Origin of the sequence: Pseudomonas sp. CFBP 8772, assembly GCF_014841665.1 — a bacterium.
Taxonomy (GTDB): Bacteria; Pseudomonadota; Gammaproteobacteria; order Pseudomonadales; family Pseudomonadaceae; genus Aquipseudomonas; species Aquipseudomonas graminis_B.
Genome location: NZ_JACYUI010000001.1, coordinates 342,560 through 354,887, shown reverse-complemented (window position 1 = coordinate 354,887; position 12,328 = coordinate 342,560). Strand labels below are relative to the sequence as shown.

13 protein-coding genes are annotated in these 12,328 nt (G+C 60.3%); 4 read left to right on the top strand and 9 right to left on the bottom strand.

Going from position 1 to position 12,328, the window contains the following annotated elements; all coding sequences use genetic code 11:
- Positions 1-5 precede the first annotated feature (5 nt).
- On the bottom strand, positions 6-716 hold the full coding sequence (locus IFT99_RS01520) for a FadR/GntR family transcriptional regulator (protein ID WP_192130186.1): 711 nt from the start codon (positions 714-716) through the stop codon (positions 6-8).
- Positions 717-1,075: 359 nt separating this feature from the next.
- On the opposite strand from IFT99_RS01520, the gene IFT99_RS01515 reads away from it, so the two are divergent.
- Both IFT99_RS01515 and IFT99_RS01510 read left to right on the top strand, forming a co-directional pair.
- Positions 1,076-2,218, top strand: a complete 1,143-nt coding sequence (locus IFT99_RS01515) for an aldose epimerase family protein (RefSeq protein WP_192130185.1) — start codon at positions 1,076-1,078, stop codon at positions 2,216-2,218.
- Between the two features lie 260 nt (positions 2,219-2,478).
- On the top strand, positions 2,479-2,703 hold the full coding sequence (locus IFT99_RS01510; protein ID WP_037011182.1) for a DUF6555 family protein: 225 nt from the start codon (positions 2,479-2,481) through the stop codon (positions 2,701-2,703).
- 390 nt (positions 2,704-3,093) lie between these two features.
- On the opposite strand, the gene IFT99_RS01505 is transcribed toward IFT99_RS01510, so the two are convergent.
- The 3 genes from IFT99_RS01505 to IFT99_RS01495 form a co-directional block, all read right to left on the bottom strand.
- Complete coding sequence (locus IFT99_RS01505) at positions 3,094-3,834, bottom strand: S-methyl-5'-thioinosine phosphorylase (RefSeq protein ID WP_192130184.1); 741 nt, start codon at positions 3,832-3,834, stop codon at positions 3,094-3,096.
- A 9-nt stretch (positions 3,835-3,843) separates the two neighbouring features.
- Positions 3,844-4,845 carry a beta-N-acetylhexosaminidase gene (gene nagZ / locus IFT99_RS01500; protein ID WP_192130502.1) on the bottom strand — a complete coding sequence of 334 codons (1,002 nt, stop codon included), beginning with the start codon at positions 4,843-4,845 and terminating at the stop codon, positions 3,844-3,846.
- Positions 4,846-4,950: 105 nt separating this feature from the next.
- Positions 4,951-5,661, bottom strand: coding sequence for a TetR/AcrR family transcriptional regulator (locus IFT99_RS01495; RefSeq protein ID WP_065988570.1), 711 nt, complete (start codon positions 5,659-5,661; stop codon positions 4,951-4,953).
- A gap of 228 nt (positions 5,662-5,889) precedes the next feature.
- On the opposite strand from IFT99_RS01495, the gene lexA reads away from it, so the two are divergent.
- Together lexA and sulA are read left to right on the top strand one after the other, a co-directional pair.
- A complete protein-coding gene (lexA, locus tag IFT99_RS01490) occupies positions 5,890-6,498 on the top strand; it encodes a transcriptional repressor LexA (RefSeq protein ID WP_065988571.1) in 609 nt (202 codons plus the stop codon).
- Between the two features lie 11 nt (positions 6,499-6,509).
- Entirely contained in the window at positions 6,510-7,013 is a 504-nt protein-coding gene (sulA, locus tag IFT99_RS01485; protein WP_065988572.1) for an SOS-induced cell division inhibitor SulA, read from the top strand.
- A gap of 98 nt (positions 7,014-7,111) precedes the next feature.
- Here sulA and IFT99_RS01480 read toward each other — a convergent pair whose 3' ends face one another.
- From IFT99_RS01480 to fadA, 5 genes are all read right to left on the bottom strand, one after another.
- Positions 7,112-7,348, bottom strand: a complete 237-nt coding sequence (locus tag IFT99_RS01480) for a hypothetical protein (RefSeq protein ID WP_065988573.1) — start codon at positions 7,346-7,348, stop codon at positions 7,112-7,114.
- Between the two features lie 75 nt (positions 7,349-7,423).
- A complete protein-coding gene (locus tag IFT99_RS01475; protein ID WP_065988574.1) occupies positions 7,424-7,945 on the bottom strand; it encodes a DUF6586 family protein in 522 nt (173 codons plus the stop codon).
- A 149-nt stretch (positions 7,946-8,094) separates the two neighbouring features.
- Complete coding sequence (gene topA / locus IFT99_RS01470; RefSeq protein WP_065988575.1) at positions 8,095-10,698, bottom strand: type I DNA topoisomerase; 2,604 nt, start codon at positions 10,696-10,698, stop codon at positions 8,095-8,097.
- 109 nt (positions 10,699-10,807) lie between these two features.
- Positions 10,808-11,044, bottom strand: coding sequence for a DUF1653 domain-containing protein (locus IFT99_RS01465; RefSeq protein WP_192130183.1), 237 nt, complete (start codon positions 11,042-11,044; stop codon positions 10,808-10,810).
- Between the two features lie 102 nt (positions 11,045-11,146).
- On the bottom strand, positions 11,147-12,322 hold the full coding sequence (gene fadA / locus IFT99_RS01460; protein ID WP_192130182.1) for an acetyl-CoA C-acyltransferase FadA: 1,176 nt from the start codon (positions 12,320-12,322) through the stop codon (positions 11,147-11,149).
- Between the last annotated feature and the right edge of the window lie 6 nt (positions 12,323-12,328).

The window sequence follows — 12,328 nt, the reverse complement described above, 5'->3', positions numbered from 1 at the left end:
CCTGTTCAAGACTCGCGCGCCAGCGGTTGTTCCCGTGAACGCGCAATCACTTCACCCGCGTTTTCAATCAGGCTCATGCAAGCCCAGACACCCCGCGCCGAATCCCGGTTGGCGATGGCATCCGCCAGATCCTTATGCAGCGGCAAGGTCCTGCCGAGCTCTCCGGGCACCCCCGACGACACTTCGAACGAGATCGCCAGCAAGGCCCCCAGTGCCGGTAACATCTGCTCGATGAACTGGTTATGACTGGCCGCCAGCACCGCTTCATGGAAACGTTGGTCCGCAGCGTTGTAATCACTCGGGTCCGCAACGCTGGCCGCAAGCCGCGCATAGGCCGCGTGAATCCCGGCAATCTGCTCCGGTGTCGCCCTTTCACAGGCCCAACGCACCGCCATCGGTTCTATGGCGCGCCTCAAATCCAGCAGGTCCAGCACAAAACTCTGGGGCAGGCCTTTGGCCGCCAACCAGCCCACCACTTGTGGGTCGAACAGATTCCAGCTGCGTACCGGCATGACCCGGGTACCCACTTTGGGCCCGACCTCCAGCAACCCTTTGGCCACCAGTGTTTTGATGGCTTCGCGAATCACCGTACGGCTGACCCCGAATTCTTCACCCAATGCCGCCTCAACCTTCAGCGACTGGCCCGGCGTTACATTGCCTTGAGCAATCCAGGCTCCCAGACGGTCTACCGTCGACGCGTGAAAACTGCTGCTCATTGATCCGCCCCTGTCTGCGTTGTGTCCCGCAAATCGAGGCTAATGATCATACGATTAGGAGTCAAACGCCTGTACAGACGGGCAATCCTGGGCTAGACCTTCCCGGGTCGTAACCGACACGGCCTTTCGCCAAATAGTATTACAATTTATTTTTAAAGCGAGTGCTTTTGATCTATAACTCGAAATATCAGGGCCGACCGGCTCAAATAGTATGACCAATCAGCCGTCGCTGCGCCTTCTTCGGTGGCGACGGGCTGCAGCATCCCGCGCAACAAGGGTGCTGCCCTGAGCGGGACCCGCGACAACGTCCACAGCAACATGCTCATAACTACCTCCCATAAGAAGAAAGGATCAACGCAATGAGAAAGACGCTCATACCTGCCCTAGGCCTGTCGCTGATGGCCGCCGCCCTGCAAGTGCACGCCGCCGGACTGACCACCGAACACGGTGCGTTCGGCAAACTCGCCGATGGCACCCCGGTCGAGAAATACACCCTGCGCAACAGCCAGGGCATGCAGGCGACCGTGATCACTTACGGCGGCACGCTGCAGTCGCTGCTGGTACCGGACAAGCACGGCAAGGCTGAGGACGTGGTCCTGGGCTTCGATGACGTGGACGGCTACGTCAACGGCACCGCGTTTTTCGGCGCCACCATCGGCCGCTTCGGCAATCGCCTGGCCGGCGGCAAGTTCTCCCTGGATGGCAAGAGCTATCAGGTGCCGCTGAACGACAAGACCAATTCCCTGCATGGCGGCCCGAAAGGCTTCGACAAGCAGATCTGGAAGGCAGAAGAGGTCAAGGACAAAGGCTCGGTCGGGGTCAAGCTGACCTATGTCTCCGTCGATGGCGAGATGGGTTTCCCCGGGACATTGAAAACCGAAGTCACCTACAGCCTGAACGACAAGAACGAGTTGCGCATTCAGTACCACGCCACAACTGACAAGCCGACCGTGCTCAACCTTACCAACCACAGCTACTTCAACCTGGCCGGCGCTGGCAACGGTGACATCCTCGACCAGGTGGCCGTGGTGCACGCAGCACGCTATACGCCGGTGAACGAGACGCTGATCCCGACGGGTGAGCTGGCGCCTGTGGCGGGCACACCGCTGGACTTCCTCAAGCCTGTCGCCTTCGGCAAGCGCATCCGTGAAGACAACGTGCAGCTCAAGTTCGCCGAAGCCACGCAGGGCGGCTACGACCACAACTGGGTGCTCGACACCAAGGGCAAGCTGTCGAATCTGGCAGCGGACGTGGTCGATCCGAAGTCCGGTCGCCGTTTGCAGCTCTTCACCACCGAGCCCGGCGTTCAGCTATACACGGGCAACTTCCTCGACGGCACCGTCAAAGGCAAAGGCGGCAAGATCTATCCGCACTGGGGCGCATTCACCCTGGAAACCCAGCACTACCCGGACTCGCCCAATCAGCCAGCCTTCCCTTCCACTCGCCTGGACCCGGGCAAGTCTTACACTCAGACCACTGTGTTCAAATTCCTGAACAAGTAACCATTTGAGTGTAAAAACGGTGCGGCAGGACGACTATCATCGTCGTCCCTGCCGCATCGCGTCCTGCTTCATGCCGCCATGGCGCCGCTGAAACCGCTCAACACCGGGGGTTTGCCATCCATTTGTGAGGGTGGCCGACGGTTCGCTCACCGTTCTGTACTAAAGCTAACCGTTTGGCTTAGAACGGTAATTTCGAGTGAATTTTCCCGGCGGTGACGACTCAGTTACAAAGAGAGTGACTGATAGGGAGGTTTGCAAGCGTGGCACAGTACAAGCATTTCAGAATCGATTATCTGCTGCACGGCAGTTACAAAAGCTTTTACATCAGCGCCGAAGCCATGGACAACGCATCGGCCTGGCACTGGGCCTCGGTGGATGCCGGGTTCGGTCAGATTCCAAAATACCGCTCGGACCGAGTCCCTAAAGTGACCAAGCCAAAAGCCGAGCAACTGGGTTTGACCGATGTTGAGTGGGCCGAGTCCTGATCAGCTGATCAGGACTTCTTACCCGCTAACCTGTTCGCTGAACCACCTGATTGCCCCCTACGGGAATCTGCCTTGGCAGGGCGTCATTGTCGTCGTCCTGCCGGGCATACCGTCGCCCCATCCCTCCCCCGCGTTAACCCGCTGAGTCCAGGCCTGATCCGAAGAGAATTCTGACGATTAACTCGCCCCATCGACGCCATTAGCAAACCTGATCATTAAACGACCATTGCAGCTAAAGCCTTGCAACTACAGGCTTACAGAAACTTATCCACAGAGATATTCACGCTTTCCGTGGACAACTTTTTCAACGAAATGGCGTTGACTTTATTGCCCTCTCCAGCCTAGCCAGCTTTCTAAAAAAAATCCTGTCCATCCCGACGACAGCCTGCTTCAAACGGCGCTGAGTACCCTTGCCAGTGTGGCCTTGACCTTGCCAATCCCGTCGTGCAGCGCCTGCTCGATTTCCGCCATCGTAATGACCGCTGCCGACTTGCCGGCGGCCGGATTCACCACCAGCGCCAGGCAGGCGTATTCCAGTTCGAGCTCACGGGCCAGGGCCGCTTCCGGCATGCCGGTCATGCCAACGATGTCGCAGCCGTCACGCTCCAGACGCGCGATCTCGGCCACGGATTCCAGGCGCGGGCCCTGGGTGCAGGCGTACACGCCGAAGTCGCTATGGGCGCACCCTTCAGCGGCCAGTGCTGCAATCAGTCGAGCCCGCAGTGGCGCGCTGTAGGGAAAGCTGAAATCGATGTGGGTCACGTGCTCCAGGTCATCGGCAAAGAACGTATGTTCGCGACCGCTGGTGTAGTCCACCAGATCATGGGGCACGCAGAAATGGCCGGTGCCCATGTCGGGATGAATCCCGCCGACAGCATTGACTGCCAGAATCGCCTCGGCCCCGGCCTGCTTCAGGGCCCAGATGTTGGCGCGGTAGTTGACCTTGTGCGGCGGAAAGCGGTGCGGGTGCCCGTGACGCGCCAGAAACATCACCTCGCGGCCGGCGTATTCGCCCAGATGGATATCGCCCGACGGCGTGCCGTACGGGGTATTCACTGACAGGGACTGACGAATCGTCAGCCCGTCAAGCTGGGTCAGGCCGGTGCCGCCGATAATTGCGTAAACAGTCATGGGGATTCCTTATTCGATCAGTTGAGCAGCGCGCAGGGCACTCAGCGCCGCCAGCCAGCTGGGGTGCTGCCGGTATTCGGTGGACGCCATGCCCTGGCCGCGCATCCGGTCAAGTCGCGCCGCAGGAGGCGAGACTTTCATGCGCTGCGCCGCGCTCAACGCGAGCTCAGCCGCCGCCCGGTCGTTGCAGACCAATCCCATGTCACAGCCTGCGCCAAGCGCTGCCTCGATGCGGCTGGCAGCATCACCGACAACATGGGCGCCGGCCATCGACAGGTCATCGCTGAAGATCACGCCATCGAAGCCCAGCTCGCCACGCAGGATGTCCTGCAGCCAGCGGCGGGAAAAGCCCGCCGGTTGCGAATCGACCTGGGGATAGATCACGTGGGCAGGCATGACTGCGGCCAGGTGTTTGCTCAAGCGCTGAAAGGGCACCAGGTCATTGGCGCGGATGGTTTCCAGACTGCGCTCGTCATGGGGGATGGCCACGTGAGAGTCAGCCTCGGCCCAGCCATGCCCGGGAAAATGCTTGCCCGTGGCGGCCATGCCCGCCGCGTTCATGCCACGGATAAAAGCGCCCGCCAGCATGGCAGCCCGCTCGGGGTCGCCTTCGAATGACCGGGTGCCGACCACCGCACTGCGTTGATAGTCCAGATCCAGCACCGGCGCAAAGCTGAGGTCCAGCCCCACCGCCAGCACTTCGGTTGCCATCAGCCAGCCGCAATGCTCGGCGAGGCTGTCGGCATCCGGATGAGCCGCAATGGCGCGCATCGGCGGCAGTCGCACAAACCCCTGGCGCAAGCGCTGCACCCGTCCGCCCTCTTGATCGACAGCGAGCAGCAATTCGGGACGAATGGCACGAATGGACGCGCAGAGTTCACGGACCTGCCGTGGACTTTCGATGTTGCGCGCGAAAATGATCAGGCCGCCCACTTCGGGCTGACGCAGAAACTGACGGTCTTCGGAGGTCAGCCAGGTACCGGCGACATCCACCATCAGGGAGCCTTGCAGGCCAGAACTCATAGGAAGATCCTTCAACTACCAATGCTCAGGCCGGCATGGTGAGGGATCGAAGGATGTGATGCAAATTCCGCCACTGCCAGCCGGTGACGGGCCTCAGACCTTGGCAGGCACCGGTGTCGGGGTTTTGGTCCGGGGGCGCAGTTGCGCGGTAAGCATGGCGTTGTCGGTGACGCCCGATTCGGCGCGCATGCCGGCCGCCAGAAACGGCACCATGAGGCGCATGACCTGCTCGATGGACGTGTTGACGCCGAAATCGGTCTCGGCGATGGCCCGCAGTGCTTTGATACCGGACATGCTGAACGCGGCAGCGCCCAGCATGAAGTGGACCCGCCAGAACAGCTCGATGGGGGGAATGCGCGGTGCGGCTTCATTGACCAGTAGCATGTAACGACGGAACACCTTGCCGTACATGTCTTCGAGGTAACGGCGCAAGTGGCCCTGGCTCTGACTGAACGCGAGGCCCAGCAGGCGCATGAAGATGGACAGGTCGTTGTTGCTGCGCGGCTGAACCACCAGCGCTTGTTCGACGAGGATTTCCAGCAACTCTTCAAGGGTGGGTTTGTGTTCAGGCTTGGCCTGACGGCGTTCCAGCTCGCGGTCGAGACTGACGCAGAACGGCCCGAGGAAGCGGGAGAATACCGCCTGGATCAGGGCCTTCTTTGAACCGAAGTGGTAGTTCACCGCTGCCAGATTGACTGACGCCTTGCTTGTGATGAGCCGCAACGAGGTTTCGGCAAAACCCTTCTCGGCAAACAGCTGCTCCGCTGCATCGAGAATTCGTTCAACTGTTTCCGACTGAGCCATGGTTCAACGCCTGACAAACACGTGTTTGAAACATACGTTTCATACACGGCACTGTCAACCCTGAGCGTCGCTTTCCGTCCAGTCAGTCACGGGCATTTAACCATACAAACCGGGGCCTGCAGCCATTCATGGCACGGGGCGATTACAGACGTCGCGAAAAGGATCATTGCCAAGACCCAAGCACTGTATATAATCCCAGTCACTGTATAAAAAGCCAGAGCGATGCACATGATCAAACTGACGTCACGCCAAGCCGAGATTCTGGACTTCATCAAGCGCTGCCTGGAAGACAACGGCTACCCGCCGACCCGCGCCGAGATCGCTCAGGAGCTGGGCTTCAAATCGCCCAACGCTGCCGAAGAGCACTTGAAAGCACTCGCGCGCAAAGGCGCCATCGAAATGACCCCGGGCGCTTCCCGCGGTATTCGCATTCCCGGCTTCGAAGCCAAACCCGATGACAGCGGCCTGCCGATCATTGGCCGCGTCGCAGCGGGTGCGCCGATCCTGGCCCAGCAACACATCGAAGAATCCCTCGCCATCAACCCGGCCTTCTTTCACCCGAGTGCAGATTACCTGCTGCGGGTACACGGGATGAGCATGAAAGACGTCGGCATTCTCGACGGCGACCTGCTGGCCGTCCACACCACCCGCGAAGCGCGCAACGGCCAGATCGTAGTGGCGCGAATCGGCGACGAAGTCACGGTCAAACGCTTCAAGCGTGAGGGCAACAAGGTCTGGCTGCTGGCCGAGAACGCCGACTTCGCACCGATCGAAGTGAATCTCAAAGATCAGGATCTTGTCATTGAAGGCTTGAGCGTCGGCGTGATACGTCGATAAGGAGAACGTAGATGCAGCTCCCACAGACACCGCAACAACATGCACAACTGCCACTGTTCGAAGCATTCATGGCGCCCGGCCTGCCCATGCTCGACGTCCCGCTGCTGCAGGTCCCGACGCTGGCAGAGATTGCCGAGTCGCCCTGGAGCAACGAGCCGGAAGTCTTCAGTGAACTGTCTTTGCGCGGCGCTGCCGGGAACTGCCTCAACTTGCTGGCGCCGATTCTGCGTGAGCTGAGCCAGGACACCAATGATCGCTGGCTGACGCTGGTGGCACCGCCTGCCAGTGTGACCCAGGCTTGGCTGCGTGACGCCGGTTTGAATCGGGAACGTATTATTCTGATGCACCCGCGAGGAACCCAGAGTGCGCTGGAACTGACCCGTGAAGTCCTGCGCTTGGGCCGCAGCCATACGGTGGTCAGCTGGATCAATCCGATCTCGGGCAATGCGCGCCAGCAACTGGCGAGCGCAGCACGTATCGGCGACGCGCAGAGCCTCAACATTCGGCTGGGCTGATCACGTCGGCAGCACTATTCAGGGTATTTAGAGCATGTAGGCGCTTCTTGAGGATCGAGAAGCGGGATAGCGTGTGAGCGACCGGCAGATTCCGAGGATCAATGCAGGACGCGCGGTCCGTCTTCATCCTTGGTCAACTCACCTTCGGCCAGCCGACCTGCCATCTGCACACCCACGCTGAGCATCGCCTTGGCGACTTCAACGTGTTGACCCTGCAAAAACGCCTTGGCGTCTTCGGAGAAATTCAGCGTGACGAGGGACCCTTCGTCTTCAGCGCGGCGCAGTTCGATGCGGCCGTCAGGCAGTTCAACAATTTCCAGAAACGAAGTTGGCATCAGAGCAGTTCTCCACGAAAGGCCGGCATTGTAACAGCCAGACGACTCAGCCCCTAGCCCATCGATCACTCCGTATCAGCACTCGCTCAGGCCTTCTCTGAACCGGATGGCCAGGCTTTTGATCTGCTGACGCCAGCTCTCCATCTCTTCCCGCGTCAATGGCTGCTCAGGCTCTTCTTCGGCGCCCACTGAAATGATCAAAGGCTGCGTGACATCGCCTTTCGGCTTTCGCGGCGCGCTGGGCGGCATAAACAGCGCACGGTACGAAGCCAGCAACTGCGCCAGCCACGTTTCGCGGTTGTGGGCGAGCTCGACCAATTCGCCCATTTCCGGAATGGCGATGGCTTCCAGTACCTTCGGTGACAGCAGGTCCTCTGCACGCGGCGTACTGGCCTGCGGCAGCCGGTAATAGCCGGCGATTTCATGGCACAGCCCCAGCAACGCACCATACAAATGAAAGATCGCGGACTCACGCTCGGCCTGCTCAAGCCCCTGGGCGTTCATGGCGCGACTATCTCTGGCCTTGGCCATCGCTTCCAGGGCGAGACCTGCAAAGAAAATCTTCTGATTGGTGCGGGTATAGAGTTCGTGAGCCATGACAGCGGCCTCTGTAGAGATGAGTGATTCGCAACGTGCCTGCGGCCGGTCAACCGCAGACAAAAAAATCCCTCGGAGCGCAAGAGCACGCCGAGGGATTCTTTTAACGCAAAGCGTCGGGGCTGACCAGTCGGATCGAGATCAAACGATCAACGCTTGTCCTCGACCTTCCACTTGCCGCCGTCGTAAAAAGCACGCCAGCCAGTAGGCTTGCCCTCCACTTCGGTCTGCACGTACTGCTCCTTGGATTTGCGGCTGTAGCGGATCACCGCCGGACGGCCATCGGGGTCCTTCTTCGGCGCTTCGCACAAGAAGTGATACTTCGGATCGATCTCATCCTTGTGCGGCGCAATTTCCATGACCAGGGGTGCACGGGTCTCGCGGTTTTTCGGGAACTGGCTGGCCGCCAGGAACAACCCGGAAGCACCGTCGCGCAGGATGTAGGTGTCGTCGACCTTGTCGCACTTGAGCTCCGGCATCTTCACCGGGTCCATCTTCGGCGGTGCGGCTTCACCGCTTTTCAGCAGCTTGCGGGTGTTCTTGCAGTTGGTGCAGCCAAAGAACTTGCCGAAACGGCCGGTCTTGAGCTGCATTTCACCGCCGCACTTGTCGCACTCGACGCTCGGGCCTTCGTAGCCCTTGATGCGGTACGTGCCCTCTTCGATCTCGTAACCCGAGCAATCCGGGTTGTTGCCGCAGATGTGCAGCTTGTGCTTCTCATCCAGCAGGTACGCATCCATCGCGGTGCTGCAGATCGGGCAGCGATGCTTGCCACGCAGTACGCGAGATTCGGACTCACCCTCATCGTCGTCGGCGATTTCGTCGCCCGGCGTCAGGTTAACCGTGGCCTTGCAGCGCTCTTTCGGCGGCAGGCTGTAGCCCGAGCAACCGAGGAACACGCCGGTGGACGCGGTACGAATCTGCATCGGGCGGCCGCAGACCTTGCACGGGATGTCAGTCATCACCGGCTGATTGGCGCGCATGCCGCTGTCGGGTGCTTCGGCCACTTCGAGTTTCTTCTTGAAGTCACCGTAGAACTCGTCGAGGACGTTCTTCCAGTCGCGCTGCCCGTGGGCCACGTCGTCGAGGTTTTCTTCCATGCCGGCGGTGAAGCCGTAGTCCATCAGGTTCGAGAAGCTTTCGGACAAACGCTCGGTGACGATATCGCCCATCTTTTCCGAGTAGAAACGACGGTTGTGCAGGGCCACGTAACCACGGTCCTGAATCGTCGAAATGATCGCCGCATAGGTCGATGGACGACCGATGCCGCGTTTTTCCATTTCCTTGACCAGGCTCGCTTCCGAGTAACGCGCAGGCGGCTTGGTGAAATGCTGGCTCGGGTCGAGCTTGATCAGCTTCAGCTTGTCGCCCTGGGCCATGTCCGGCAGTACGTCATCATCGCCCGGCTTGCTCATTTGCGGCAGCACGCGGGTGTAGCCGTCGAACTTCAGGATGCGGCCCTTGGCGCGGAGCTCGAAATCGCCGGCCGCGACGCTGACAGTGGTCGACAGGTATTGCGCAGGCGGCATCTGGCAGGCCACGAACTGGCGCCAGATCAGCTCGTACAGACGCTCGGCGTCGCGCTCCATGCCGGTCAGCTTGCTCGGGTGCGTGTTGACGTCGGAGGGACGAATCGCTTCGTGAGCCTCTTGCGCGCCTTCCTTGCTGCTGTAGACGATCGGCGATTCCGGCAGGTACTTCTTGCCGAACTCGGTTTCGATGTAGGTGCGGGCCATGGCCACAGCGTCAGCCGACAGGTTGGTCGAGTCCGTACGCATGTAGGTGATGTAACCGGCTTCGTATAGACGCTGGGCCATCATCATGGTTTTCTTAACGCCGTAGCCCAGGCGGTTGCTCGCAGCCTGTTGCAGCGTGGACGTGATGAAGGGCGCCGACGGCTTGCTGCTGGTCGGTTTGTCCTCACGCTTGCTGATGCTGTAGGCCGAGGCCTTGAGCTTCTCCAGCGCCGCCATGGCGGTCGCTTCGTTCAACGGCTTGAAGGCTTCGCCTTTCTCGCGAGCGACTTCGAAGCGAACGTTGGCGCCCTTGGCGGTGCCGAGGTCTGCGTGGATCTCCCAGTACTCTTCCGGGTTGAACGCACGGATTTCACGCTCGCGCTCCACCACCAGTTTCACTGCCACGGACTGCACACGGCCGGCCGACAGACCGCGAGCGATCTTCTGCCACAGCAGCGGCGACACCATGTAACCGACGACGCGGTCGAGGAAACGGCGTGCCTGCTGCGCATTCACGCGGTCGATATCGAGCTCGCCCGGCTTCGAGAAGGCTTCCTGAATGGCTTTTTTGGTGATCTCGTTGAAGACCACACGCTTGTAGCGCGAATCGTCGCCGCCAATGGCTTCGCGCAGGTGCCAGGCAATGGCTTCCCCTTCGCGGTCCAAGTCCGTCGCGAGATAGATGGTGTCGGCGTCTTTGGCCAGGCGGCGCAATTCGTCGATCACCTTCTCTTTGCCGGGAAGGATTTCGTACTTGGCCTTCCAGCCGTGATCCGGATCGACACCCATGCGCGCCACGAGCTGGCGCTTGGCCTTTTCCTTGGGCGACAGGACGGGCGCTTCGGCCACGGCCTTGCCGCGCTTGGCAGCAGGCTCTTTGGAGGCGCTAGCCGAACCGCTGGTGGGCAGGTCTCGGATATGGCCGATACTCGACTTCACCACGTACTGGTTGCCCAGGTACTTGTTGATGGTCTTGGCCTTAGCCGGGGATTCCACAATGACCAGCGATTTGCCCATGGATCGGAAAATTCCTAATGCGAGAAAAAAGACGTCAGAGCCGTCGAGGCCCCGCTATATATAGTGGCTGAAAGGTGAGGTCAAGCAATGGCTGCTGCGAGGTCCCGCCTCAGGGCCGGGGAAAAAGATCCGGTTCGGCCTGGACCAAAGCAAAGCGCGGCACTTGCTCGCCGTCAACCTCAACTGACTGCAGAAACATGCTCAAAGGGCGTACCCACAGGCTGTATTCGCCGTACAGCGCCTGATAGCACACCACTTCTTCTTCGGTCTCCGAATGCCGCGCGACACCGATAACACGGTATTCAGGGCCTTTGTAGTGACGGTAGAGACCTGGCTGTAGCGGCATGCGGGGAACCTCGGGTGTGACAAGAAAAAAAATGGCGAAAATACATGTCCGGAAAAAAACAAAAGCCGGGGCACCAGGCCCCGGCTCGCACACTGACACCGTTTAGACGCGTTCGAATACGGTGGTGATGCCCTGACCCAGACCGATGCACATGGTGGCAACACCCAGGGTGCCGCCATTCTGCTTCATCACGTTGAGCAAAGTGCCGGAAATCCGCGCCCCCGAGCAACCGAACGGGTGACCCAAGGCGATGGCGCCGCCGTGCAGGTTAACCTTCTCGTCCATCTTGTCGAGCACTTTCAGATCTTTCAGCACCGGCAGGGCCTGCGCAGCGAACGCTTCGTTAAGCTCGAAGTAGTCGATATCGGCGATGCTCAGCCCGGCGCGCTTGAGCGCTTTCTGCGTTGCCGGAACCGGTCCGTAGCCCATGATTGCAGGGTCGACACCGGCCACTGCCATCGAGCGGATCACCGCCAGGGGCTGGATGCCGAGGTCCATGGCGCGCTGGCCGGACATCACGATCATGCACGACGCACCGTCGGTGATTTGTGACGAGGTGCCGGCCGTGACCGTACCGCCTTTCGGGTTGAACGCAGGCTTGAGGGCCGCCAGACTTTCCAGCGTCGTCTCCGGACGAATGGTCTCGTCGTAGTCGAACATCTTCAGGAAACCGTTCTCGTCGTAGCCCTGCATCGGGATGATTTCGTCCTTGAATTTCCCTTCCAGCGTGGCCTTCTGCGCCAGCCTGTGGGAACGCACACCGAACGCATCCTGCGCCTCACGGGTGATGCCGTGCATCTTGCCCAGCATTTCGGCGGTCAGGCCCATCATGCCCGAGGCTTTGGCGGCGTACAGCGACATGTGCGGGTTCGGGTCGACACCGTGCATCATGCCGACGTGGCCCATGTGCTCGACACCGCCGATGACGAAGACGTCACCGTTGTTGCTCATGATCGCCTGAGCCGCCGTGTGCAGCGCGCTCATGGAGGAACCGCACAGGCGGCTGACCGTCTGTGCTGCGGAGGTGTGCGGAATCTGGGTCATCAGCGACGCCATGCGCGCGATGTTCCAGCCCTGCTCCAGGGTCTGGTTGACGCAGCCCCAGATCACGTCCTCGACTTCCGCCGGGTCAACCTTGTTGTTGCGTTCCAGCAATTTGCTGATCAGGTGCGCCGACATGTCTTCGGCGCGGGTATTGCGGTGCATGCCACCCTTGGAGCGGCCCATCGGTGTGCGACCGAAGTCGACAATCACGACGTCTCTCGGATTCAAGCTCATATCTTC

Coding starts and splice junctions, on each gene's coding strand:
- IFT99_RS01520 (WP_192130186.1), bottom strand. CDS start 716: ATGAGCAGCAGTTTTCACGCGTCGACGGTAGACCGTCTGGGAGCCTGG.
- IFT99_RS01515 (WP_192130185.1), top strand. CDS start 1,076: ATGAGAAAGACGCTCATACCTGCCCTAGGCCTGTCGCTGATGGCCGCC.
- IFT99_RS01505 (WP_192130184.1), bottom strand. CDS start 3,834: ATGACTGTTTACGCAATTATCGGCGGCACCGGCCTGACCCAGCTTGAC.
- IFT99_RS01495 (WP_065988570.1), bottom strand. CDS start 5,661: ATGGCTCAGTCGGAAACAGTTGAACGAATTCTCGATGCAGCGGAGCAG.
- lexA (WP_065988571.1), top strand. CDS start 5,890: ATGATCAAACTGACGTCACGCCAAGCCGAGATTCTGGACTTCATCAAG.
- sulA (WP_065988572.1), top strand. CDS start 6,510: ATGCAGCTCCCACAGACACCGCAACAACATGCACAACTGCCACTGTTC.
- IFT99_RS01480 (WP_065988573.1), bottom strand. CDS start 7,348: ATGCCAACTTCGTTTCTGGAAATTGTTGAACTGCCTGACGGCCGCATC.
- IFT99_RS01475 (WP_065988574.1), bottom strand. CDS start 7,945: ATGGCTCACGAACTCTATACCCGCACCAATCAGAAGATTTTCTTTGCA.
- topA (WP_065988575.1), bottom strand. CDS start 10,698: ATGGGCAAATCGCTGGTCATTGTGGAATCCCCGGCTAAGGCCAAGACC.
- IFT99_RS01465 (WP_192130183.1), bottom strand. CDS start 11,044: ATGCCGCTACAGCCAGGTCTCTACCGTCACTACAAAGGCCCTGAATAC.
- fadA (WP_192130182.1), bottom strand. CDS start 12,322: ATGAGCTTGAATCCGAGAGACGTCGTGATTGTCGACTTCGGTCGCACA.